Source organism: Novosphingobium sp. SG707, from assembly GCF_012275515.1.
Classification (GTDB): domain Bacteria; phylum Pseudomonadota; class Alphaproteobacteria; order Sphingomonadales; family Sphingomonadaceae; genus Novosphingobium.
Map to the genome: position 1 here is coordinate 221,675 of NZ_JAAZQL010000005.1, position 23,571 is coordinate 245,245.

Consider the following 23,571-nt stretch of genomic DNA (forward strand, 5'->3'; position numbering starts at 1 on the left):
CCTTATTCTCCCTTGATCGCGCGCTTGACCTCGCCGACATCGTCGGAAAGGAAGGCGAGGGTGGAGGCATAACCCACCGCATTCTGGGAAAAGGCGACCTGTTCATTGCCCATTTCCACCGTGTTGCCATCCAGGCTGGGCATCACCGGCACGCGGTATTGCACGGCGGCCGCGGCGGCCTGATCCTGACTGGCGCCCTTGATCCGGGCATTGAGCGCGGTGTTGAAATCAATGTCGCGCGCCTTGTAATTGGGCGTGGCGGCATTGGCGATGTTGCTGGCAATCAGCCCCATGCGCTGGGACCGCAATTCCAGCGCCATGCCATGGACCCCGAACAGTCCGGTATTGCTGGCAGGATCGCTCATCAGGTGGCTCCACGGTTTGAAACGAGGGGGCGGGATGCCCGAACCATGAGAATTGCAAAGCCCGTGCCAATTGCGGGACGAGATGCGCAAAACACTGGGAAAGCACCGATGGCCGGGGCCGGACGGCAAGCGTCCCATGCTGGGCGGCAAGGCTTTGCCGGGGGGCGGCAATTGCTGGCCGTGGGGTGAATTTGCGCTGATGGCAGCCGTTCTTGGCCGTGTATCGCAAAGGATTTGGGTCAAAGGATTTCGGCAGGCATGGATCTTACCGCCCTCTATGATGGCACCACGCTGGCAATCGTTGTGGGCGGCACGGCGCTGGCCACGGTGCTGCGCTGCGGGCGCTCGGATGTGGCGGCCACGATCCGCGTTGCCGCGCGCCAGATGTTTGCACCCAGCCGCTTTGACGGCGAGGTGGTGCGCGCCTCTCTCGCCCGCGCGGCGCAGGATTTTCAGCGCAACGGCCCGCTACGCGCCAATCCGCGCAGCACCGGCGATGGCGAATTTGACGATGCGCTTCATGCGCTGTTGGCGCATCGCTCGATGGCGCGCTTTGACGATGCGCTGGCCGATGCGCGCGAAAAGCGGTTGGGTCCGGTCGAGGCGGCCATCCGTACACTGATGCAGGCCACCGAACTGGCCCCGGTTTTCGGGCTGGCCGGAACGCTGATTTCCTTGTCGCAAATGCCCGCGCAGGGGGTGGATCGCGGGGCCTATCTGGCCGCGATCGGCATGGCGGTCCATGCCACGCTTTACGGTCTGGTGCTGGCCAATCTGCTGCTGGCCCCGCTGGCGCGTGTGGTCGAACGCCACGCCCGCGCCGAGGAAGCGGCTCGCCATGCTCTGGCCCAGTGGTTCGAGGCCGAGATCGCCCCGGCCATGGTGCCGCAGCATGAGGCACGCGGCCATCACCACCAGCCCGGCGTGGCGGCATGATCCGCTCACGGCCCGTCGAACGCCCCGGCGACCATCTGCGCGCGGGGGCCGTCTTTGTGCCCCGCTCGCCGGTCGGCTGGCAGACGATGCTGGCCGATCTGTCGCTGATCCTGTTCATGGTGACGGCCGCCGCGATGGCCGATGTGCCTGATCGCAAAGGCACATCCCGGCCCGCTGCTGCCCCTGCATCCACCGCGCCCGCCATCAGCGAGCCTCTGGCCATCTGGCGCCCGGCGCCCGGAGGCCCCACGCTGGCGCAATGGCTGGCCGAACAACAGGCGGACAGTCGCCAGTTGCTTTCGATCACCCTGCGCTATCCCCCTGCCGCACAGGCCGAGGCGCTGCGCCTTGCCGCGCAAATGGCGGCGGCGGCGGGCGGCAAGGGCGCGCGGGCGCGTATCGTGATCGAACCGATCGCGGAGGCTACGGGCATCGAGGCGCTGGCGGCGCTGGCCTATGACAAGGGCCCGGCCTGATTGGCACAGAATATGCTTTGATCGCCCCTGTATCCGGCGCCCTTTCGCGCCGGGCCCCATTGTATCGGGCAAGGACGATCATGCGAAACAAGGCTTTCACCCCTTTCACCCTGCGTGCGGCGTTGCTGACGGCCGGTCTGGTCTGGATCAGCCCGCCCCAGGCCCATGCCGCCGCCAGCCCTTTTGTCGATCTGGTTGCGATCGACCGCGAGGTGGCCGAATTCACCGGCAAGGCGATCGGCCAGAGCGGCGGCGCGATGATGCCGGTGGATCGGCGGCTGCGGCTTAACGCCTGCATGTCCCCCCTTGCGCTCAGCTGGCGTACCACCCGCCGCGATGCGGTGCTGGTGCAATGCCCCGATCCGGGCAGCTGGCGCGTCTTTGTGCCGGTCCGCATGGCCGAAAATGCCCCCTCGGCCATTGCCCGCGGCGAGGCGGTGACGATTGCCGTGGTGGGCGAAGGCTTTGCCGTTTCGCAGCCCGGCGAGGCGCTGGATGCGGGCGCGGTGGGCGACTGGATCCGCGTGCGGACCCTGCGCAGCGGGGCGGGCTCCTATTCGCAAACCGACGCCGTGCGTGCGCGCATCACCCGCCCCGGCGAGGTTGAGGTCGAATTGCGCGAATGACGCGCCCATGCGGTCTTTTTCCCCCTTATGCGCGGTTTTAAGCGCTTTTTCATGTTTGGCCGTCATGGATGGCGCCACGTTGCGCCGCCCGTGTTCGCGCCGCCCGGCAAGATCGCGCAAATTTTTGCCGCCATCTCTTAAAACCGGCAAACCTTCTCCGTTCTTGGCCTTGTAGAAAGCAAGGAGCGGTTCGATGTCCAGCATCGGTTCCGGCCCTGGCATTGGTTCAGGGCCTAAATTACAAGTGAATGCGGTGCGCCCCGTCGCCACCTCTTCGGCTGCCACGCCTTCGGTTTCCACCGAAACGCGCAGCGCCGGTCAGGCGGCCGCCGGTTCGCCCGTCAACGGCGATGGCGCCACCGTGGTCAGCACCACCGCGATCAGCGCGGGCGATGCCCCTGTGGACACCGATCGCGTGGCCTCGATCCGCAAGGCCATCGCGGACGGCAATTATCCCATCATCCCCACCAAGATCAGCGACGCGATGATCGCCGCTGGCATGATGCTGCGAGTTTGACCCATGAGCCAGGCCCTTTCCCCTTTCGATCTGCGTGACACGCTGCGGCAAATGGTTGCCGTCCTGCAAGAGGAGCGGCAGGCCTTGGCCGGGCTCGATCTGGACGGGATCATGGGTTCGGCCTCGGCCAAGAGCACGATGTGCGATGCCATTGACATGGCCGGGATCAGCGCGATCGACGATGAATGTCGCGGATTGCTCGAAGCGGCCAAAAAGATGAATGAAGTCAATCGCCAGGTGCGCAACCTGATCGCAGCCAACGTGGCCGCGCGGCTTGAGGCCTTTACCGGCGGTTCCTCGGTCTATCGCGCGCGGGTCAACGCGCCTGCCTATGCCTATGCGGCGGCCCGGGGGTAGGGCGTGGCCCGCCATGGCCTGCGCTGGCGCGGCTGTGGCACGATAAAGCACCGCTTTGCCCGATGGGCGCGGTTTTCGCTCCAATTGGCACGGCTTTTGCAAAATCCGCTCCCGAACCTTTTGCTTTGGGAGTTGGGCTTGAGCCAGCCGGATATGTCGCCCTCATGGGCGGCCAACCTCGACAAGATCCAGTCCGCCCGCGGGGCGGCCAATGGCGTGCCCGGCGGCAATGTCCGCGCCGCGATTGCCCGTGCGGCGGGCGCCACGGGGGTGGATTTCTCCTATCTGGCGGCGCAGGCGCGGCTGGAATCGGGGTTGAACCCGGCGGCCCGCAACGGCGCCTCCAGCGCGTCGGGCCTTTATCAGTTCACCAACAGCACCTGGCTGCAGACGCTGCAAAAGCATGGCGATATGCTGGGGCTGGGCAATACGGGGGCGGCGATGGCCGATCCGGCCCGGCGCACGGCGCTGCTGGGCCTGCGCGGCGATCCCCATGCCTCGGCGATGATGGCGGCCAGTCTGGCCAGCGACAATGCCGATGCCTTGACCGCCGTTCTGGGCCGCGCGCCCGATGCCAGCGAATTGTATGTCGCGCATTTTCTGGGCGCGGATGGCGCGGCCAAATTCCTTTCGGCTCTTGGCTCCAGCCCGGATCAACCGGCGGCGGGACTCTTGCCCAAGGCGGCATCGGCCAATCGCTCGATCTTTTACGATGATGCCGGAAACCCGCGCAGCGTGGCGGCGGTCATGGGGCTGATCCGGGGGCGGATGGAAGGCGCGCTGGCCGCAGAAGGGATCAGCGCGGATGCGATGATGGCGAGCGGCGCGGCTTATGGCGGTGAGGGAATGGGGGTTGGGGGTATGGCATGGGCCATGCCCTCCGATCCCGCCACAACCGGCGCCGCTTCGGCCCCGCCGCAGACCGGCGGCCCGCTCTCACGCGAATTCAATGCGATGCAGGCGGCCGCGCCCGCCGCATCCGCGCATTCGATGGCCGATACGCTGCAATCGGCCTTTGGGCTGGGGGCCGAAAATGGCGCCACCCCCGAATTTGTGCGCAATGCCTATGGGCGCCTGCGCGCGTTGGGGATGTAGGCTATGGACAAGCTGCTGACCATCGCCAGCCCGCGCCAATTGGCGCTGCCCTTTGGCATTTTGACCATCATCGTATTGATGGTGGTGCCGATCCCGGCCTTTATGCTCGACGTGTTTTTCGTGTTCAACATCGCGCTGTCGGTGGCGGTGCTGATGGCCTCGATGAATGCGGAAAAACCGCTGGATTTCTCTTCCTTTCCCACCGTTCTGCTGTTTGCCACGCTGCTGCGTCTGGCGCTCAATGTGGCCTCCACCCGCGTGGTGCTGGTCCATGGCCATGAAGGGCCCGAGGCGGCGGGCCATGTGATCGAGGCTTTCGGCGCTTTCCTGATCGGCGGCAATTTCGCGGTCGGCCTGTTTGTGTTCATGATCCTGATGATCATCAACATGGTGGTCATCACCAAGGGCGCGGGGCGCGTGTCGGAAGTCTCGGCCCGCTTCACGCTGGACGCGATGCCGGGCAAGCAGATGGCGATTGATGCCGATCTAGCGGGCGGTCTGATCACCGCCGATGAGGCCCGCAGCCGCCGCCGGGAAATCACCACCGAGGCCGATTTCTACGGCTCGATGGATGGCGCCAGCAAATTCGTGAAGGGCGATGCGATTGCCGCTCTGCTGATCCTTGGCGTCAATATCATCGCCGGTTTTTGCCTTGGCATGATTACCCATGGCCTGTCGGCCAGCGATGCGGCGAGCCGCTATATCAGCCTTTCCATCGGCGACGCGCTGGTGGCGCAGGTGCCTGCGCTTTTGCTCTCCATCGCCGCCGCCGTGATCGTCACGCGCGTCACCGATAGTCGCGACCTTGCCGGACAGATCGGCGGGCAATTTGCCGATTCACGCACATGGCTGCCGGTGGCGGGCATTCTGGGGGCGATCGGCATGATCCCCGCCATGCCCCAGACGGTGTTCCTGCCCGCGGCGGGTCTTGCTTTCTTCCTCTGGAAAAAGCTGCGCGAGCGTGAGGCCAGGAGCAAGATTGCCGAGGCCGCCCCTGCGCCTGTCGCCAAGGCCGACCCGACCCGCATCGAGCTGGAGGACGTGTCCGACCATACGCTTGTCACCATCGAGCTGGGCTATGGCCTTGTGCAACTGGTCGATGAACGGCGCGGGTCGCCGCTGGTCAGCCGGGTGACGGGCGTGCGCAAGCAATTGTCGCAGAGCTTCGGCTTTATTGTGCCGCAATTCCGGGTGCGCGATTCGCTGGAGATCGCGCCCAATGATTACCGCATCCTGCTGGGCGGCGTGCCGCTGGGCGGGGCGACGTTGCGGCCCGAAAAGGTGATGGCGATTGATGCCAGTGAGGCCAACCCCCATGCCCGCCTTCAGGGCGAACAGACCACCGATCCCACCTTTGGCTGTCCGGCATGGTGGATCGACCCGGCCTCGCGCGATCTGGCGATTGCCGAGGGGTTCCTGACCGTTGACGCCTCCACGATCATCGCCACGCAGTTGAACCAGCTCCTGTCCGAGCGCGCGCATATGCTGATGGGGCCGGATGAGGTCAAAACGCTGATCGAGGCGATCAAGACCCGCGCGGCGGGGCTGGTGGAAACGGTCTATCCTTCGCCGCTGGGGCTGGCGGCTCTGACGCGCCTGTTCCGCAATCTGCTGGAGGACGGCATTTCGGTGGCCCATCCGCTGCCGATCCTTTCCTCGATTTCGCAGGCGGTGCAGCAGACGCAGGACCATGACCGCATCGTCGATCTGGTGCGGGCGGATCTGGGCGGGCTGATCGTCGGGCGGATCTGTTCGCCGCGCGAACGCCTGCCCGTGGTCACGCTGGACGCCGGGCTGGAGGCGATGATCGCGGGCGGCCTGGTCGATCCGATCAGCGGCCAGCCTGTCATCGAACCCGACCTTGCCCGCAACATTGGCGAGCAGGCCAGCGCCATCGTGGCCGAGCGCGGCACCGGGGCGACCGTCGCCCTGATCGTCCAGCCGCGCCTGCGTCGCCCGCTGGCCGCGCTGCTGCGGCTGCGCGCGCCCGGATGCGTGGTGATGTCGATTGCCGAATTGCCCGAAACCCAGCCTGTCGAGGTGATCGCGGTCATCGGCGCGTCGGCCCCGCAAGCGCTGGGCCTGCCTTCGCCCGATTTCGATCCTTCCAGCCAGACCTCTGAAAGTATGGCCGCATGAAACATGATCCCCAGTCTTTCGCAAAACCCCGGCCGGCAGGCAATGCGGCGCGCGCCTATGGCGGCGCGGCTAGGGCCTATGGCGGCGATATTGCCGACCGTGTCCGCCGCTTTATGCCGATGGTGCGGCGCCTTGCCTGGCATCTCCAGTCCTCGGGCCGCGATGGCATAGAGGTCGAGGATCTGATGCAGGCGGGCCTTGTCGCCCTGACCGAATGCGCCCAGCGCCATCAGGGGCCGACCGAGGACGGCTTTGCCGCCTATGCCAAGATGCGAGTGAGGGGGGCGATGGTCGATCTGATCCGCCGCCATGTTCCCCTGTCGCGCGGGGCGGTTGAGCGGCGGCGGCTTATGCGCGAAAAGACACAGGAATTGACCGGGAAACTGGGGCGCGAACCCTATGATGTGGAATTGTCCGGCGCGCTGGGCATCACTCTGGGCGAGCTTGAGGCCTTGCGCAATTCCTCAGAACCGCTACGTTTCGAGGCTATCGACGATGCCTATTCCGACAGCAACATGGCCTTTGCCGACGATGCGCCTGATAGCCTCGCGCTGCTGGCCGACGAGGAATTGCGCCAGAGCGTGGCAGGCGCCATCGCCGAGCTGCCCGAGAGGCTTCAGATGGTGATCCAGCTCTATTTCGTTGAGGAACTCAACCTTGCCGAAATTGCCGAGGTGCTCTCGGTGTCCATCCCGCGCGTGCATCAGTTGAAGGCGCAGGCGATCGAGAAATTGCGCCATACGTTGCAGGATGTGGCGGATATTTTGTAGATTTTATAAGGTTTTAGGGTGCCTCCGGCGGGCAAAGGGCGGGGGCCCTTTGCAATCCCATTTTTTGGGCGGCCAATTGGTGAGGTGGTGTTTGGGGCTATGTTTGAAAGCCTGCGGCGCGATAAGGTCATCCCTGTTCGCGCCGCAGGCTTTATCATTTTAACGCCACGTTCGGCACAAAAAGGCCAAACCTGATACGCCACGCATACAGTATCGGGATTGCAAAGGGCCCCCGCCCTTTGCCCGCCGGAGGCAACTTTACACTTTCTAAATCCCCTAAAATAAAACGTCCCCAACCCATACTCCACCAAAGTGCAGCATTGCCCGAAGGGGGCAAGGCTGTTAGATACGCATACATGTCTTCTTGCGATCAATGCGTAGTCCGTAACCGGGCGATCTGTTCGGCCCTGGATAAGGATGAAATCAACTCGCTCAACGGGATTGGGCGGCGGCGCAGCCTTGTGGCCGGCGAATCGCTGATCTGGGAAGGCGAGGATTCGGTGCTGGTCGCCAATGTGATCGAGGGCGTGCTCAAGCTCTCGACCGGGACCGAGGACGGCCGCGAGCAGATCGTGGGCGTGGTTTATCCCAGCGATTTTATTGGGCGTCCCTTTGGCGGCACGACCAACCATGGCGTGACGGCGCTGACCGACGCGCGGGTCTGCGTGTTTTCGCGGGGCGACTTTGATAATTTCGCGCGTGAACATCCCGGCCTTGAGCACAAGCTGCTGCAACGCACGCTGACCGAACTGGACCGCACGCGGCGCTGGATGCTGCTGCTGGGCCGCAAGTCTGCCAGTGAGAAGGTGGCGAGCTTCCTGCTCGAATTGTCGGACCGTCTGGCCCCGGCCACGTGCGAGCCGGGCGACGAGGGTAAGGCGAACCGCTTTGTCCTGCCATTCAGCCGCCAGCAGATCGCCGACGTGCTGGGCCTGACCATCGAGACCGTCAGCCGCCAGTTTACCCGTTTGCGCGGCGAGGGGATCATCGATCTGCCTTCGCGCCGCGAGGTGATCATCACCGATCGTTTTGCGCTGACCGCCGAAGCGGGCTGATCGCGCTTTTGCCTGTCAGGCCCCTGCCGTTTGTGCGGGGCCGGTTTGACGGGTGAAACATGCCTTCCCACATTTCACCCGTCCGGTCGCCTGTGTGGCGGACCTGTCTGACTGCCCGCCGATTGCGCCTGATCCAGAGCCAGAAGATCAGACGCAAGGACCACGGCGGGCAGAGCAGCCCTTAGAAGCGGTAGGACACGCCCGCGCTCAGCACCCACGGGTCAAGCTTGTTGCGGGTCACCAGGGCACGGGTCGAACCGGCATAGACGGTGGCATCGGTGCCGACCCAGTATTTCTTGGCGTCGAAGGACAGGCCATAGCCCTTGCCCAGCGCGATATCGATACCGCCCTGAAGCGCCACGCCGAATTCGCTGCTCAGCTTGGTGCGGGTGACGGCGGGCAGCGCGGCCTTGAGCGCGGCGCTGGGCTCGTCGGCCAGCACGATGAACAGGGCGGGACCGGCGCCGATATAGGGCTTGATGCCGTGGCCCAGCGGCAGGTGATACTTGGCGGTCAGCGTGGCCGGAACGATGTGGATCTTGCTGATCAGCTCGGTGCCCTTAAGCGCGCCCGCCGAGGCCGACACGTGGTGCGCCGTCACGCCCGCGATGGTTTCCACCGAGATATTGGGCGTAAAGAAATATTCGATCGACACGGTGGGGGTCACATTGTCGCTGGCCACGGTGTTGCCCACAGCGGCAGGCACCAAGCCCAGAACGTCGGTCTTGACCTGCTTCACCGCGCCATCCGGCAGAACGGCGGTGGCCAGCACCTTGAACTGGATCTTGCCGTCGGCCTTGCCTTCGGCATGGGCCGCGCCGGCCATCATGGTGGCGGCGGCAAGAGCGGTCAGGGCGGCCGCAGCCTTGGTGAAATTGCGCATAGTCCCTCATCTTTCGCCGCCGAGCCCGCCCTGTGCGAGCCGTTCTTGCGCGGCGTTGGATGTGTCTTTGGGCCTGTACTTGGCATCGGGCATTGATCGCGGACAAGGGCCGAGTTGATCCTGCTCAATTCATGCTGCAACTGCGGCAAATCGGGTCTCTACAGAGACCAATATTAATAAGCCTGATTTTTTATGCTGCGACAATTCGGTCGGCGCCAATATCGCGTTCTGGCCGCCCCCTGCGCGAATCGGCAAAAATCCATCAACTTGCGCGCAAGGGGGCGCAGAACGGCCGCCGGGCGGATAAACGCCTTATCGCAGACGCACAATTGGACCAATTAACTATCTGCATCGCTTCATAAATTTTCCATTTTAGGATATTCTGAAAATGAATTCCCCCGCGCGCCCGCGCTTTTGACGGGAATCAATGTGATCCGGTCTGGCCCCGCCCATAGGCGAGGCTTCCACAAACCTGAGAGGGAAGGCTCATGGTTACCCTAGTCTCGCGAGCAGGCATCTGGCTGGTGCTTCTGCTTCTATCTATCATGGCCAGCGTGGCCGCGCATGACACCGCCTTTGCCATCCAGGCAGCGACGGTGGCTGTCGCCTGCCTTGTCGGTCTGATCTTCGCCATTCGTTCGCCCGACTATCAACGGGTGAGCCGTGGGCTGGCCGCCCCCACCGGGGACGCATCAAAGTATGACGACGATGTGATCCGCTGGGGCGTGATCGCCACGGTGTTCTGGGGCGTCGCCGGTTTTCTGGTCGGCGTCGTCATCGCTTTTCAGCTGGCCTATCCGCAGATCAACCTTGAACCCTGGTTCAATTTTGGCCGCATGCGCCCGCTGCACACTTCTGCGGTCATCTTCGCTTTCGGAGGCAACGCGCTGATCGCCACGTCGTTTTACGTGGTCCAGCGCACTTGCCGGGCGAGGCTGGCCTTCCCCGGCCTCGCCCGTTTCGTGTTCTGGGGTTATCAGCTCTTCATCGTGCTGGCGGCCACCGGATACCTGCTGGGCGTCACGCAGGCCAAGGAATATGCCGAGCCGGAATGGTATGTCGACCTGTGGCTGACGGTGGTCTGGGTGTCGTATCTGGTCGTCTATGGCGGCACGATCATGAAGCGCAGCGAACCGCATATCTATGTTGCCAACTGGTTCTATCTGTCCTTCATCATCACCGTGGCGATGCTGCACCTGGTCAACAATCTGGCCGTTCCCGTCAGCTTCCTGGGCAGCCAGTCGATCAGCTGGTTCGCGGGCGTTCAGGGCGCGCTGGTGCAATGGTGGTATGGCCATAATGCGGTGGGCTTCTTCCTGACCGCGGGCTTCCTTGGCATGATGTATTATTTCGTGCCCAAGCAGGCCCAGCGTCCGGTTTACTCCTATCGCCTGTCGATCATCCACTTCTGGGCGCTGATCTTCCTCTATATCTGGGCCGGTCCCCACCACCTGCACTATACCGCGCTGCCCGACTGGGCGCAGACGCTGGGCATGGTGTTCTCGGTGATGCTGTGGATGCCCAGCTGGGGCGGCATGATCAACGGTCTGATGACGCTGAACGGCGCATGGGACAAGCTGCGTACCGATCCGGTGCTGCGCATGTTCGTGATGAGCCTTGCCTTCTACGGCATGTCCACGTTCGAAGGCCCGATGATGTCGGTGAAAAGCGTCAACTCGCTGTCGCACTACACCAACTGGACCATCGGCCACGTTCACTCCGGCGCTCTGGGCTGGAACGGCATGGTCACCTTTGGCGCGATCTATTACCTGACGCCGCGCCTGTGGAACCGCACGCAGCTCTATTCGCTGCGCATGGTCAACTGGCACTTCTGGACCGCCACGATCGGTATCGTGTTCTATGCGGCCTCGATGTGGGTGGCCGGGATCACGCAGGGTCTGATGTGGCGTGAATATGGCGCCGACGGCTATCTGCTCAACAGCTTTGCCGACGTGCTGCCTGCCATCCATCCGATGTATGTGCTGCGTGGGCTGGGCGGTGTGCTTTATCTCTCGGGCGCGGCCTTCATGGTCATCAACGTCTGGAAGACCATCGCGGGCAGCCCGCTGCGCGCCGAAGCGCCGCTGTATAACATCGACCAGAACAAGGCGAACGACGTGCCTCTCGTCGCTCAGCCTGCCGAATAAGGGGGACCGATCATGGCTACCCAAGAGAAGCAACCGTTCCATTGGCATGGCGCCATTGAAAAGAACATCACGCTGCTCGGCGTCCTGTCGCTGCTGGTGGTTCTGGTGGGCGGCATCGTGGAAATCGCGCCGCTGTTCTGGATCGACAACACCATCGAGAAGGTGAAGGGCGTTCGCCCCTACACCCCGCTCGAACAGGCCGGGCGCGACATCTATGTCCGCGAGGGCTGTTATCTGTGCCACAGCCAGATGATCCGTCCGTTCCGCGACGAGACCGAACGCTATGGCCATTACAGCCTTGCCGCCGAATCGATGTATGACCACCCGTTCCAGTGGGGCTCGGAACGCACCGGGCCGGATCTGGCCCGCGTGGGCGGCAAATATTCCGACGCTTGGCATGTCCAGCATCTGACCGCGCCGCGCAGCGTTGTGCCTGAATCGATCATGCCCAACTATGCCTTTCTGGCAAAGAACGAGCTGAAGAAGCCCGATATCGCCGCCGAGGTGAAGGCCCTGTCGATCACCGGCGTGCCCTATACCAAGGACGATATCGCCAAGGCCAAGGACGACCTGATCAACCAGGCCAACCCCGATGCCGACAACACCGACCTGCTCAAGCGCTATCCCAAGGCGCAGGCCCGCGATTTTGACGGCAATCCGAAAAAGCTGACCGAAATGGACGCGCTGATCGCCTATCTGCAGGTGCTGGGCACCTTTGTGGATACCGAAAGCGCCGCCGCGCAGGAAGCTCTGGCCAAGGAGAAGGGACGGTGAACCAGACCGAAACCTATCAGGCCCTGCGCCAGTTCGCCGACAGCTGGGGGCTGCTGGCCATGACGATCAGCTTTGTGGTGCTTTGCGCTTGGCCCTTCCGCCCCGGCGGGCGGAAGAACAGCGACGAGGCCGCCACCATGATTTTCGAGGAGGACGATCATGTCCGCACCTGAGAATGAACATGCCAAGGAGCACGGCGGCCCGCGCGTGGACGAGCCGACCGGCACCGCCACCATGGGCCATGAATGGGATGGCATCGAGGAACTGAACACCCCGCTGCCCACCTGGTGGCTCTACACGTTCTATGCCTGCATCGTTTTCGCGATCGGCTATTGCGTGGTCTATCCGGCCATTCCGGGCATCAAGGAAGGCAGCCACGGCACCTTCGGCTGGACCAGCCGTGGCCAGCTCGCCTCGGAAATGGATGCGGCCAAGGCGGCCCGCGCGCCGGTTCTGGCAGCGCTCGACGCCACGCCCATCGAAGACCTGCCCAAGAATCCGGAACTGCTGGCCAAGGCGGTTGCGGGCGGCAAGGCGGCCTTCAAGGTCAACTGCGTTCCCTGCCACGGTTCGGGCGCGGCCGGTTCCATCGGCTATCCCAACCTGAATGACGATGACTGGCTGTGGGGCGGCACGCTGACCGACATCCAGACCACGCTGGAACATGGCATCCGCCAGCCCGGCGATGATGCCACCCGCACCAGCATGATGCCCAGCTTTGGCCGCGACGGCATCCTGAAACCCGCCGATGTGCAGGACGTGGTCAGCTATGTCCGCCAGATCTCGGGCCAGGAACCGGGCAATGCCTCGGCTCAGCGCGGCGCGGCCCTGTTTGCGGCCAATTGCGTGGCCTGCCACGGGGCCGACGGCAAGGGCAACCGCATGTTCGGCGCGCCGAACCTGACCGACAAGGTCTGGCTCTATGGCGGCAGCCGCACCGCGATTACCGAAACGGTGACCAATGCCCATGCCGGCGTGATGCCTGCCTGGGGCAATCGCCTCAGCCCGGCCACGATCAAGATGCTGGCGGCTTATGTCCACAGCCTTGGCGGTGGTGAAGCCTTTGCCGCTCCGGCGGCCCCTGCGGCGGAAACCGCTGCGAGCACAGGACAATAACTATGACCAACATGGACCCCAAAGGGCTGACCAGACAGCCTCCTAAGCGGCTCCATGCGGAAACTCAGGCCGTCCACCCGCGTGCGGTGGACGGCCGTTTCCGGCGCCTGAAATGGGCGGTGATGACCTTCTGCCTCGCCGTCTATTACATTACCCCGTGGCTGCGCTGGCACCGCGGGCCCTATTCCCCCGATCAGGCGGTGCTGATCGATCTTGAACACCGCCGCTTCTATATGTTTGCGATCGAGATCTGGCCGCAGGAGTTCTACTTCGTCGCGGGCCTGCTCATCATGGCCGGGATCGGCCTGTTTCTGGTCACATCGGCGGTGGGGCGCGCATGGTGCGGCTATGCCTGTCCGCAAACGGTGTGGACCGACCTGTTTCAGCATGTCGACCGCCTGATCGACGGCGACCGCAATGCGCAGATGAAGCTGGCCAAGGCCCCGTGGGGCCCGGCCAAGATCGCGCGGCGGCTGGGGAAATGGAGCATCTATCTGCTCATTTCCATTTCGACGGGCGGCGCATGGATCTTCTATTTCGCCGATGCGCCCACGCTGGCGCGTGAATTCGTCACGCTTCAGGCGCCCTCCATCGCCTATTCCACCGTCTTCGTGCTGACCTGCACGACGATGTGGTTCGGCGGCTTCATGCGCGAACAGGTGTGCATCTATATGTGCCCCTGGCCGCGCATTCAGTCGGCGATGCTGGACGAGAAATCGCTGCTGGTGACCTATAAGGACTGGCGCGGCGAACCGCGCGGCAAGAAGAGCCCGACCGGTGCGCCGCTGGGCGATTGCATCGACTGCGGGCTTTGCGCAGCGGTTTGCCCCACCGGCATCGACATCCGCGAAGGGCCCCAGATCGGCTGCATCACCTGCGCTTTGTGCATTGATGCCTGCGACGGGGTGATGGAAAAGACCGGCCGCCCGCGTGGGTTGATCGACTATGTGACGCTGGAGGACTCGGCCCGCGAGCGGCAGGGCTTGCCCGCAACGCCGCATTGGAAACTGATCTGGCATGCGCGCACGCTGATCTATCTGGGCATCTGGTCGGCCATCGGCGCGGCTCTGCTCTTCGCGCTGGGCACACGCCAGCACCTGTCCATCGCGGTCAGCAAGGATCGCAACCCGCCCTACATGATCCTGTCCTCGGGCGAGATCCGCAATGCCTATGCGGTGCGCTGGAAGAACATGGAAGGTCGCCCGCGCAAGATGCAATTGACGCTGGATGGCCCCGCAGGCGCGAAAATGTGGAGCGAGGACATGGCAAAGGAGATGGCCGCGCGCGATTTGACGCGGATCATTCCCGCCGACACCACCGCTCCGCTAAGGATCTATGTGACGGCGCCGGTCGGAACGCATGAGGGCAAGCTCAGCTTTACTCTTCGCGCGCTGGATCAGGACGGCGGCGAGGTGAGCTATGCAACGCGCTTTGACGCGCCCGATGAAGACCACGACTGAACCTTAAGAGGAGTACCCCCGCCATGACTGCTCCTGTGACGCCTGCTCCTGCCGCACGCCGCGCTTTCCGGTTCACCGGATGGCATATGACCATGATCCTGGTGGCTTTTTTCGGCATCGTGATCGTCGTCAACGTCTATATGGCCACCCTTGCCAGTCGCAGTTTCAGCGGCGTGGTGGTCGATAATTCCTATGTCGCCAGCCAGCATTACAACACATGGCTGGACGAGGCGGCGAAGGAAAAGGCGCTGGGCTGGCAAGTGGGCGCGGTGCGTCAGGCCGATGGCCGCGTCGCGGTCTCGCTGATCGGTGAGGCCCGCCCGCAAAACGCCGTGCTGGGCGGCGAGGCATGGCACCCGCTGGGCCAGGAAGCCGACCGCACCGTCTCCTTCCGCAAGGCGGGCGATGGGCGCTGGATCTCGATCGATCCGCTGCCCGAAGGCCGCTGGCGCCTGCGGCTGAAGCTGGACGGCGATGATGCCGCCGGCCATCACGCTGTTCGCCTGCAGCAGATGCTCTGACCAAGGACGCATGAGATGGCCAGCGCCCCGCCCCTGACCCAAAGCGAGAGCATCGAGACCACCACGCTGGTGGTCCCGGGCATGCATTGCGCCAGTTGCATGGGCAAGGTCGAGCGGGCGCTGGGCGCTTTGCCCGGCGTGCAATCGGCGCGGGTCAATCTGACCGCGCGGCAGGTCAATGTGGCGCATGACGCAGCGCTGGGCGTGCCCGATCTGGTGGGCGCGCTGGTCGCCATCGGTTTCCCCAGCCAGCCTCGCGTCGAGGATCTGGCCCCGCCGCCCTCGGCGGTGAAACCCTTGCTGGCGCCGCTGGCGGTGGCCGGTTTTGCCTGCATGAATGTCATGCTGCTATCGGTCAGCATCTGGTCGGGGGCCGAAGGTTCGACGCGCGATCTGTTCCATCTGCTCTCGGCTGCTATCGGCATTCCCGCGATTCTCTATGCGGGGCGGGTGTTCTTTGCCTCGGCATGGGGGGCGCTCAAACATGGGCGCACCAATATGGATGTGCCGATCTCCATCGGCGTGATCCTGGCGACCGGGCTGAGCCTCTATGAAACGCTCAACCATGGCGCCGAAGCATGGTTTGACGGCACGCTGATGCTGCTGCTTTTTCTGCTGGCGGGCCGAGTGCTGGACGCGATGATGCGCGACCGGGCGCGGGCCGGAGTGGATGCGCTGCTGCGTCAGGCCGCACCCGGCGCGATGGTCGTGGCCAAGGGAGCCATCGATTGGGTTCCTGCGCGCGATCTGCTGCCCGGCATGGTTATGCGCGTGGCCTCGGGTGAGCGTCTGGCCGCCGATGGCGAGATCGTGAGCGGCGCGAGCCGTTTCGACCGCAGCCTGTTGACCGGTGAGAGCGCGGCTGTGCCGGTGGCGCAGGGCGATAGCGTCCATGCGGGCATGTTGAATATGGACGCGCCGGTCGATGTGCGCGTGACGGCGGCGGGTTCGGACACGACCCTTGCCGAAATCGCGCGCACGATGGAGGCGGCGGGCCAGCATCGCAGCGCCTATGTCCGCATTGCCGACCGGGCAAGCCGCCTTTACGCGCCCGCCGTGCATACGCTGGCCGCGCTGACATTTATCGGATGGATGGTGGCGGGCGCGGGGGCCTATGAAAGCCTCAAGATCGCGATTGCCGTGCTGATTATCACCTGCCCCTGCGCGCTGGGACTGGCCGTGCCGGTGGCGCAGGTGGTGGCCGCGGGCGCGCTGATGCGGCGCGGGATCATGGTCAAGGACGGCAGCGCGATGGAGCGCATGGCCCGTATCGACCGCGCACTTTTGGACAAGACCGGCACGCTGACGCTGGGGCGCCCGACGCCCGATCCGCAGGCTTTGGATGCTCTGCCCGCGCAGGCCGCGCAGGTCGCCCTCGCGCTGGCCAGCCATTCGCGCCATCCGCTCAGCCGTGCGTTGGTCGAGGCGCTGGGCGCGCGGGGCGTGACGGCGGCGGAGCTGACACAGGTCGAGGAAGTGGCGGGGCAGGGCATTCATGCGCTGTGGCATGGCGGCCCGGTGGCGCTGCGCCGCCCGGATGGGGCGACCGCCGGCACCAATGGAAGTATGGCCAGCGCGCTGGATATCGAAGGTATGCCGGTGCGGCTGATCCTGTTTGCCGACCGCCTGCGCCCCGATGCCAATCAGGCGCTGGGCTGGATGCGCGCCATGGGGGTCGAGCCTTCGATCCTGTCGGGCGATGCCATGGCCGCCGTGGCCGAGGTGGCCCGCGCCACGCATATGACCGCGCAAGGCCACGCCAGCCCCTCCGACAAGCTGGAGGCGATCCAGCGTTTGCAGGGCGCGGGGCATCATGTGCTGATGGCGGGCGATGGGCTGAACGATGGCCCCGCCCTGGCCGCCGCCCATGCCTCCATCGCGCCGGGCACGGCCAGCGATGTCGGGCGGCAGGCGGCGGACTTTGTGTTCCTCTCCGATTCGCTGTTGGCGATCCCGCGCGCCATGGCGACTTCGCGCGCGACGATGCGCGTGGTGCGGCAGAATTTCGTGCTGGCGATTGGCTATAATGTGCTGGCCGTGCCAATGGCGATGGCGGGGCTGGTTACGCCATTGATCGCGGCGGTGGCGATGTCCACCTCTTCGCTGATCGTGATCGGCAATTCGCTGCGTCTGGCGATGGCGGCAAGGGAGCCAAGAGGATGACCGGACTGGCTTTTCTGATCCCTGTGGCCTTGCTGATGGGGCTGACCGGGCTGGCGGCCTTCTTCTGGTCGCTGCGCAATGGCCAGTTTGAGGATCTGGATGGGGCCGCCGCGCGCATCCTGATCGATGACGAGGAATTGCCCGTGGAAACGAAGGGGAAGCGCGGATGAGGCGGATTTCGCTCTTTGCGCTGATCGCAATGGCGCCGGCGGTGTTCAATGTGGCCCCGGCGGCGGCGAAGGGGGCGATTGTCGCCGCGATCTGTTCGGGCGACGGGGTGACGCGCAGTATCTCCGTGCCGGTGGGGCCGCAGGATGTTCCCGGCAAGCAGACCCCCGGCTGCTGCGTCAAGGGATGCCATGGTGGCGAGCGCAAGCGCACGGGAAAGAAGTGCTGCTGAAAGTTTCGCACGCTTGATCGCGCGCAAAGAAAACGGCCCGGTGCGCGGGCATTACCATCCCCATGTGGCCTTATCATCCTGAACTGCTGGAACGGCCTGTGCCGCGTTACACCAGCTATCCGACCGCAGCGGAGTTCACGCCTGCCATTGGCGCGGATGCGCTGGATGAAGCGTTGCGCGCCACGGTGGGCGAGGTCTCGCTCTATATCCACATTCCCTATTGCGAGCAGATCTGCTGGTATTGCGGGTGCAACACCGGGGCCTCGGGCAAGAGGCAGCGGTTGGCTTCCTATCTGGACGCGCTGACGCGGGAGATCGCGATTGTCGGGCCGCGGCTAGACGGGCGGATCAAGGTGCGCCGCATCGCCTTTGGCGGGGGCAGCCCCAATGCGATCAGCCCGACCGATTTCGTCCGGCTGGTCGATGCGATCACCGTGCATTTCAGCCTGGACAATCCCGTCTGGTCGATCGAACTCGATCCGCGCACGCTGACGCAGGATTGGGGCGATGTGCTGAGTTTCGTCGGCATCACGCGGGCGAGCCTCGGTGTGCAGACCTTTTCGCCTACGTTGCAGGCCGCGATCGGTCGCATCCAGCCGAGCGAGATGATCGAGCGCGCCACCACCATGCTGCGCGGGGCAGGTGTCAATTCGCTCAACTATGACCTGATGTATGGCCTGCCGGGTCAGGATTGGGACATGGTGGAGGAGAGCCTGTCGCGCGTCTGCGAACTGGGCGCGGATCGCATCGCGCTCTTTGGCTATGCCCATGTGCCGCACATGCTGCCGCGCCAGCGCCGGATCGACGCGCAGAACCTGCCGGGTCAGGATGAGCGTTTCATGATGGCCGCGCGCGGGCATGATTACCTTGTCGATGCGGGCTATCAGCCGGTGGGTTTCGACCATTTCGCGCTGCCCGGTGATGCCATTGCGCAGGCGACAGTCGCGGGGCGGCTCCATCGCAATTTTCAGGGCTTTACCGAGGATACAGCGCCGGTTCTGATCGGGCTAGGGGCTTCGGCCATTTCCTGCTTCCCCGACCGGATCATCCAGAATGAGAAGAACGCGGGGCGCTATCGCATGCTCCTCTCGCAGGACCGGCTGACGGGCGTTGGCGGCATCCGTCGCAGCGCCGACGACCAAAAGCGCGGCGCGATCATCGAGGCGCTGCTGTGTCAAGGCGAGGCGGACATCGGCGGCGAACTGGCGGCGGCTTTGCGCGGTTCTCTTGCGCCCTTCATCGAACGGGGGCTGGCGCGGCTGGAGGGCGGGCGTCTGGCGATCCTGCCGGGCGGGTTGCCCTATGCGCGCACAATTGCGGCGCTGTTCGATCCCTATCGGGTGGATTCGGGGAAGAAGTTTTCTTCGGCGGTTTGATTGGGGTTTTTAGGGGTTTTGCCTCCGGCGGGTTAAGGGCGGGGGCCCTTAACAATCCCGATATTATCATCGTGGCGCTATGGATTCGGCCTTTGGTTGTCGGGTGCGGGGTTTGGAATTTAAAGCCTGCGGCGCCGATACGCGCTACGCAGCCGCGCCGCAGGCTACTTGCACCCATGGCACAACACACTCCATCGCCAGCCTCACCCACCCCAGTAACGGGATTGCAAAGGGACAAGTCCCTTTGCCCGCCGGAGGCATAAATCCCCCAACGCCGAACAAAAAGATGGGCGGCATCCATAAAGGAAACCGCCCAAGGTGGGGAGAAAGCCTTAAAGTCTGGGGAGATTTCAAATGAAACCTCGCCGGTCTTGAGGTTTGATTAGCGAAAGCCGCCGCTCCCCACCTTGATCGTTGTCAAAAGACGATGGGCAATCTGCCCTGCCTTACGATTTTGTGCCGCGCGCCAGTTCGGCCAGAGTTTCGGGGCCGAGGACCTGAGGCAACTGGCTGGGTTGTTTCGCGCCCTTGGGATACCAGACGTAGAGCGGCACACCGGCCGCGCCATGGGCAGTCAGGTATCGCGTGATCGCCGGATCGCGGCGGGTCCAGTCGCCCTTGAAAACTTTGACGCCCGCTTTGGCGAAGGCTTCGCGGGTTTCCTCGCGCTCGATGGCGACGCGTTCGTTGACCTTGCAGGTCAGGCACCAGTCGGCGGTGAAATAGACGAAGGCGGGCTGTCCGCTGCCCAGCGCGGCGCCCAGGGCGGCCTCGCTGAAGGCCTGCGCGCCCAGCAGGTCGGCGCCTTCATCGCCGGGGTGCTGGATCGTGCGCGGCATGATGATCGCCGCCGCGACCGCGCCCGCCGCGATCAGGCCCAGCGCCTTGACGCCCCGGCCCAGCCCCTTGCGCTGTCCATCGCCCAGCATGGCCAGCACCGCGATCAGCACGATGGCTAGCACGAGGCAGAAGCCCGCAAAGCCATTACCGCCCAGCCGCGAAGCCAGCCACAGCAGGCCCAGCGCCGTCAGCCCCATCGGCACCGCCATCGCGCGGCGGAACCAGTTCATCCATGCCCCCGGACGCGGCAGCGCGCGGCGCAGCGCAGGCACAAAGGCAATCGCCAGAAACGGCAACGCAATGCCAAGGCCCAGCGAGGCGAACAGCAGCATCGCCGCCGGAACCGGCAGCAGCAGCGCCGCGCCCATCGCGCTGGCCATGAAGGGGCCGGTGCAGGGCGTGGCGACAAAGGCCGCGAGCAGGCCGGTGGCAAATGCCGAGCGTGAGGAACCAGCGCCATGCGAGGCAAAACCCGGCACCGAAAATTCAAACAGACCCAGCAGATTGGCCGTGATCGCCACGGCCAGCATCAGCAGCGCGGCGACAACGCCCGGCTCCTGCAACTGAAACGCCCAGCCGACCTGTTGCCCTGCCGCGCGCAGCGAGAGCAGCAGCGCGCCCAGCAGCGAGCAGGCCACAATTACGCCTGCGGAATAGAAGATCCCCTCGACGCGGGCCTCGGCCTGCGATTCGCCCGCGCGGGCCAGCGAGAGCGCCTTCAAGGAGAGGATCGGGAACACGCAGGGCATGATGTTGAGCAACAGCCCTCCCGCCAGCGCGGCAAGGATCAGCCAAGGCAGCGCGGGCAATTCCGGCCCCTTGCTCTCGCCCGTGGCGATAGGTTCGCCATCGGCGGGCACGGCGCCCTGCGTGGCCGACACCTCAACCCCATCGCCCGCGCTGTTCAGGCGCAGCACGCCTGACAGATCCTTCAACGCCCCTTGGCCCGCGCGTTTCAGCGTGACGATCAGCATGTCGCCCTTGCGCGAGAAGCTCTGCGGCGCGGCATAGGCGACGGCGTTTTCCGACGCGGCGAAGAAATGCGGATTTTCCACCTTGCCGCTGGCGGGGAAGGGGATGGCGAGGCGCAAAGTATCGCCCGCAATCGCCCAATGCGCCGCTGCGCCCAAAGGCGCGGGCAATTTCGCGCGCCATGCATCAAAGCGCGGATCGGAAGGCCCCTCGGCCCCCGGCACTGTCACCTTCAGCACTGCGCTCATCTCGCCCGATTCGGGCACGCACATCGTATCGGTGCAGGCCAGCCAGTCGGCCTTGAGTTTCAACGGAATTTCGCTGCCCGCTTTTGCGTCCGCAGGCACCGTATAGGGCACCAGCAGCGCGAAATCGGATTGATAGACATGGTTCATCAGCCCGGAAATCAGCAGGGTTTCGGGCACCGGATAGGAGGGCGCGCCCGCCTTGCCCGGCCCCGTCCATGTCAAAACCGTGCCAAGGCCTGCATCGCCGGGATTCTGCCAGTATCCGTGATAGGTCTTTTCCGGCGTGAAATGCACCGCCAGCGTCACCGTGCCGCCCGGCGCGACGCCATGTTCAGCGATCAATTGCGCGGCAATATGGTTTGCGCCCGGCGCATCAGCCGCCCGCAATGGCGCGCAAAATCCCAAAATCGCCAAGCATAACAGGATGCCTTGCCATAAAGGCGCAACATGGCGATGCAAGGCGGGGGCGGTCATCAATCGTCTTCTCCGTCGGGGGGCAGGCAGATCGGCTTGGGGGCAAAGGTGGTTCTCGCACTTGCGAAAATCGCGCCCACGCGCCATCACCTACCCCTGCCGCCGATCGAAACATTTTGCAAGGAAAGCCCCGTGGCCCGATCCATTGCCATTTCTCATAAGTCGTGTCTTGCCGCATTGGCGCTTTGTCTGGTCGCCGCCCCGGCCATGGCCAAGGAGGCCCCCGCCGCCGATGCGCCCCAGACTGAGGTCAAACCGGCCGCGCCCAAGCTGATCGTCGCCATTTCGGTGGACCAGTTCAGCGCCGATCTGTTTGCCGAATATCGCGAACATTACACCGGCGGCCTTGCCCGCTTGCTGAAGGGCGCGGTGTTCCCCGCCGGTTTCCAGAGCCACGCGGCCACCGAAACCTGCCCCGGCCATTCGACGCTGATGACCGGCGCCCATCCGGCGCGCACCGGGATCATCGCGAACACCTGGGTCGATCTGTCCACCCCGCGCGCGGAAAAGAAGGTTTACTGCGTCGAGGATGAGAGCAAGCCCGAAAGCTCGACCTCCAAGCCCTTCGTGTCCTCGGTGCATCTCAAGGTGCCCACGCTTGGCGAGTGGGCCAAGAAGCAGTGGCCCGCCAGCCGCAATGTGGCGGTGTCCACCAAGGATCGCGCCGTGGTGATGATGGGCGGGCATCAGATTGACGCGGCCTTCTGGTATGATCGCGGGGCCTATACCAGCTTTGTCGGCGCGCCTCTGCCGCCCGAAGTGTTGAAGCTCAACGATGGCCTCAAGGCTCTGCTGGCCAAGGGTGCGCCCGCGATGGCGGTTCCGGCATGGTGCGCCGCGCGCGACCGCGCGGTTCAGGCCGGATCGGTTACGGTGGGCACGGGCCGCTTCGTGCTGGACCCCAAGGGCAAGGTGAAGCCTGCCGATCAACTGCGCGTTTCCCCGCGCGCCGATGCCGCAACGCTTGATCTGGCCGCCTCGCTGCTCACTTCGATGAAGCTGGGCAAGGGAACCGCTCCCGACATTCTCTCGGTCAGCCTTTCGGCCAATGATTATGTCGGCCATGCCTATGGCACGGAAGGGCTCGAAATGTGCATCCAGCAGCATGAGCTGGACCAGAAACTGGGCGCTTTCTTTGCCAAGCTGGATGCATCGGGCGTGGATTATGCCGTGATGCTTTCTGCCGACCATGGCGGGATCGACCTGCCCGAACGCCTGCGCGAACAGGGCGTGCCCGAGGCCGGGCGCGGCGATGCTGCGCTGAGCGGCGAGGTGCTGGGCCGCGCGATTGCCGCAGAGCTGGGCATCACCAAGCCGCTGCCTTCGTGCAATCCGGGGCCGGATGTGGCGGGCAATGTGGTCTGCTCGGACGGCGTGGGCGGCGATTACTGGATCAGCCCGCAGCTGACGCCCGAAGAACGCGCCAAGGTCAGCGAGAAGCTGGTGGCGCGTCTGAAGGCTCATCCGCAGGTCGAGGCCGTCTTTACCGCCGATGAGATTGCCGCGACCCCCTATCCCCATGGCCATCCGCAGGACTGGAGCCTGATCCAGCGCGCCCGCGCCTCGTTTGACCCCACCCGTTCGGGTCAGGTCTATGCGGCCCTGAAGCGCGCGATCATCGCCATGCCCAAGGCCGGGCCGGGCTATGTCACCACCCATGGCAGCATCTGGGACTATGACCGCCGCGTGCCGATGATCTTCTGGCGCAAGGGCATGAAGGGCATGGAGCAGCCCCAGCCGGTCGAAACCGTTGATATTGCGCCCACTCTGGCCGCACTGATCGGGCTGAAAGTGCCCGAGGGCGCGTTCGACGGGCGCTGTCTTGATGTTGACGGTGGCCCTGCGGACACTTGCCGCTGAG

At 64.6% G+C, this 23,571-nt stretch carries 23 protein-coding genes; 20 read left to right on the forward strand and 3 right to left on the reverse strand.

Going from position 1 to position 23,571, the window contains the following annotated elements:
* Nucleotides 1-2 precede the first annotated feature (2 nt).
* Entirely contained in the window at nt 3-365 is a 363-nt protein-coding gene (gene flgB, locus FHW92_RS16170; RefSeq protein ID WP_168604309.1) for a flagellar basal body rod protein FlgB, read from the reverse strand.
* A gap of 258 nt (nt 366-623) precedes the next feature.
* Between flgB and FHW92_RS16175 the strand changes: the two genes are divergently transcribed.
* The 9 genes from FHW92_RS16175 (at nt 624) to FHW92_RS16215 (ending at nt 8,336) form a co-directional block, all read left to right on the forward strand.
* Entirely contained in the window at nt 624-1,301 is a 678-nt protein-coding gene (locus tag FHW92_RS16175) for a MotA/TolQ/ExbB proton channel family protein (protein WP_168604310.1), read from the forward strand.
* Nucleotides 1,298-1,777 (forward strand): hypothetical protein, encoded by a 480-nt coding sequence (locus FHW92_RS16180; protein ID WP_246870202.1) that lies wholly within the window; start codon nt 1,298-1,300, stop codon nt 1,775-1,777. Before FHW92_RS16175 ends, FHW92_RS16180 begins: the two co-directional genes overlap by 4 nt.
* Before the next feature lie 80 nt (nt 1,778-1,857).
* The gene (locus FHW92_RS16185) at nt 1,858-2,403 is read left to right on the forward strand and encodes a flagella basal body P-ring formation protein FlgA (protein WP_246870203.1); all 546 of its coding nucleotides are present in this window, start codon (nt 1,858-1,860) and stop codon (nt 2,401-2,403) included.
* A 193-nt stretch (nt 2,404-2,596) separates the two neighbouring features.
* Nucleotides 2,597-2,920, forward strand: a complete 324-nt coding sequence (gene flgM, locus FHW92_RS16190; RefSeq protein ID WP_168604311.1) for a flagellar biosynthesis anti-sigma factor FlgM — start codon at nt 2,597-2,599, stop codon at nt 2,918-2,920.
* Nucleotides 2,921-2,923: 3 nt separating this feature from the next.
* Nucleotides 2,924-3,277 (forward strand): flagellar protein FlgN, encoded by a 354-nt coding sequence (locus FHW92_RS16195; RefSeq protein ID WP_168604312.1) that lies wholly within the window; start codon nt 2,924-2,926, stop codon nt 3,275-3,277.
* A 138-nt stretch (nt 3,278-3,415) separates the two neighbouring features.
* Nucleotides 3,416-4,372: a transglycosylase SLT domain-containing protein gene (locus tag FHW92_RS16200; RefSeq protein WP_246870204.1), complete on the forward strand. Its 957-nt coding sequence runs from the start codon at nt 3,416-3,418 to the stop codon at nt 4,370-4,372.
* Nucleotides 4,373-4,375: 3 nt separating this feature from the next.
* Entirely contained in the window at nt 4,376-6,511 is a 2,136-nt protein-coding gene (locus FHW92_RS16205; protein ID WP_168604313.1) for a flagellar biosynthesis protein FlhA, read from the forward strand.
* Nucleotides 6,508-7,281: a sigma-70 family RNA polymerase sigma factor gene (locus FHW92_RS16210; protein WP_168604314.1), complete on the forward strand. Its 774-nt coding sequence runs from the start codon at nt 6,508-6,510 to the stop codon at nt 7,279-7,281. Before FHW92_RS16205 ends, FHW92_RS16210 begins: the two co-directional genes overlap by 4 nt.
* Before the next feature lie 356 nt (nt 7,282-7,637).
* Nucleotides 7,638-8,336: a Crp/Fnr family transcriptional regulator gene (locus FHW92_RS16215; RefSeq protein ID WP_168604315.1), complete on the forward strand. Its 699-nt coding sequence runs from the start codon at nt 7,638-7,640 to the stop codon at nt 8,334-8,336.
* A gap of 181 nt (nt 8,337-8,517) precedes the next feature.
* Here the strand turns inward: FHW92_RS16215 and FHW92_RS16220 are convergent, their stop codons facing one another.
* Nucleotides 8,518-9,219, reverse strand: a complete 702-nt coding sequence (locus FHW92_RS16220) for an OmpW family outer membrane protein (RefSeq protein ID WP_168604316.1) — start codon at nt 9,217-9,219, stop codon at nt 8,518-8,520.
* Nucleotides 9,220-9,707: 488 nt separating this feature from the next.
* Between FHW92_RS16220 and ccoN the strand changes: the two genes are divergently transcribed.
* The 10 genes from ccoN to FHW92_RS16270 all read left to right on the forward strand — a co-directional run bounded on the left by ccoN (nt 9,708) and on the right by FHW92_RS16270 (nt 19,176).
* Nucleotides 9,708-11,366 carry a cytochrome-c oxidase, cbb3-type subunit I gene (ccoN, locus tag FHW92_RS16225; RefSeq protein ID WP_168604317.1) on the forward strand — a complete coding sequence of 553 codons (1,659 nt, stop codon included), beginning with the start codon at nt 9,708-9,710 and terminating at the stop codon, nt 11,364-11,366.
* A gap of 12 nt (nt 11,367-11,378) precedes the next feature.
* Nucleotides 11,379-12,140: a cytochrome-c oxidase, cbb3-type subunit II gene (gene ccoO, locus FHW92_RS16230; protein WP_168604318.1), complete on the forward strand. Its 762-nt coding sequence runs from the start codon at nt 11,379-11,381 to the stop codon at nt 12,138-12,140.
* Entirely contained in the window at nt 12,137-12,313 is a 177-nt protein-coding gene (locus tag FHW92_RS16235; protein WP_168604319.1) for a cbb3-type cytochrome c oxidase subunit 3, read from the forward strand. Before ccoO ends, FHW92_RS16235 begins: the two co-directional genes overlap by 4 nt.
* Nucleotides 12,300-13,256: a cytochrome-c oxidase, cbb3-type subunit III gene (ccoP, locus tag FHW92_RS16240; RefSeq protein ID WP_168604320.1), complete on the forward strand. Its 957-nt coding sequence runs from the start codon at nt 12,300-12,302 to the stop codon at nt 13,254-13,256. The genes FHW92_RS16235 and ccoP overlap by 14 nt, the downstream gene beginning before the upstream one ends.
* An 11-nt stretch (nt 13,257-13,267) precedes the next feature.
* Nucleotides 13,268-14,716: a cytochrome c oxidase accessory protein CcoG gene (gene ccoG / locus FHW92_RS16245; protein ID WP_168604425.1), complete on the forward strand. Its 1,449-nt coding sequence runs from the start codon at nt 13,268-13,270 to the stop codon at nt 14,714-14,716.
* A gap of 23 nt (nt 14,717-14,739) precedes the next feature.
* A complete protein-coding gene (locus tag FHW92_RS16250; RefSeq protein ID WP_172249295.1) occupies nt 14,740-15,237 on the forward strand; it encodes a FixH family protein in 498 nt (165 codons plus the stop codon).
* Between the two features lie 15 nt (nt 15,238-15,252).
* A complete protein-coding gene (locus tag FHW92_RS16255) occupies nt 15,253-17,400 on the forward strand; it encodes a heavy metal translocating P-type ATPase (protein WP_168604321.1) in 2,148 nt (715 codons plus the stop codon).
* Complete coding sequence (gene ccoS, locus FHW92_RS16260) at nt 17,397-17,570, forward strand: cbb3-type cytochrome oxidase assembly protein CcoS (protein WP_168604322.1); 174 nt, start codon at nt 17,397-17,399, stop codon at nt 17,568-17,570. Before FHW92_RS16255 ends, ccoS begins: the two co-directional genes overlap by 4 nt.
* Entirely contained in the window at nt 17,567-17,800 is a 234-nt protein-coding gene (locus FHW92_RS16265) for a hypothetical protein (RefSeq protein WP_168604323.1), read from the forward strand. The genes ccoS and FHW92_RS16265 overlap by 4 nt, the downstream gene beginning before the upstream one ends.
* 62 nt (nt 17,801-17,862) lie before the next feature.
* Nucleotides 17,863-19,176: a radical SAM protein gene (locus tag FHW92_RS16270; RefSeq protein ID WP_168604324.1), complete on the forward strand. Its 1,314-nt coding sequence runs from the start codon at nt 17,863-17,865 to the stop codon at nt 19,174-19,176.
* Nucleotides 19,177-19,622: 446 nt separating this feature from the next.
* On the opposite strand, the gene FHW92_RS16275 is transcribed toward FHW92_RS16270, so the two are convergent.
* Nucleotides 19,623-21,578 (reverse strand): protein-disulfide reductase DsbD domain-containing protein, encoded by a 1,956-nt coding sequence (locus FHW92_RS16275; protein WP_246870205.1) that lies wholly within the window; start codon nt 21,576-21,578, stop codon nt 19,623-19,625.
* Between the two features lie 264 nt (nt 21,579-21,842).
* On the opposite strand from FHW92_RS16275, the gene FHW92_RS16280 reads away from it, so the two are divergent.
* Nucleotides 21,843-23,570 (forward strand): alkaline phosphatase family protein, encoded by a 1,728-nt coding sequence (locus FHW92_RS16280; RefSeq protein WP_349237697.1) that lies wholly within the window; start codon nt 21,843-21,845, stop codon nt 23,568-23,570.
* The last annotated feature ends 1 nt before the right edge of the window (nt 23,571 follow it).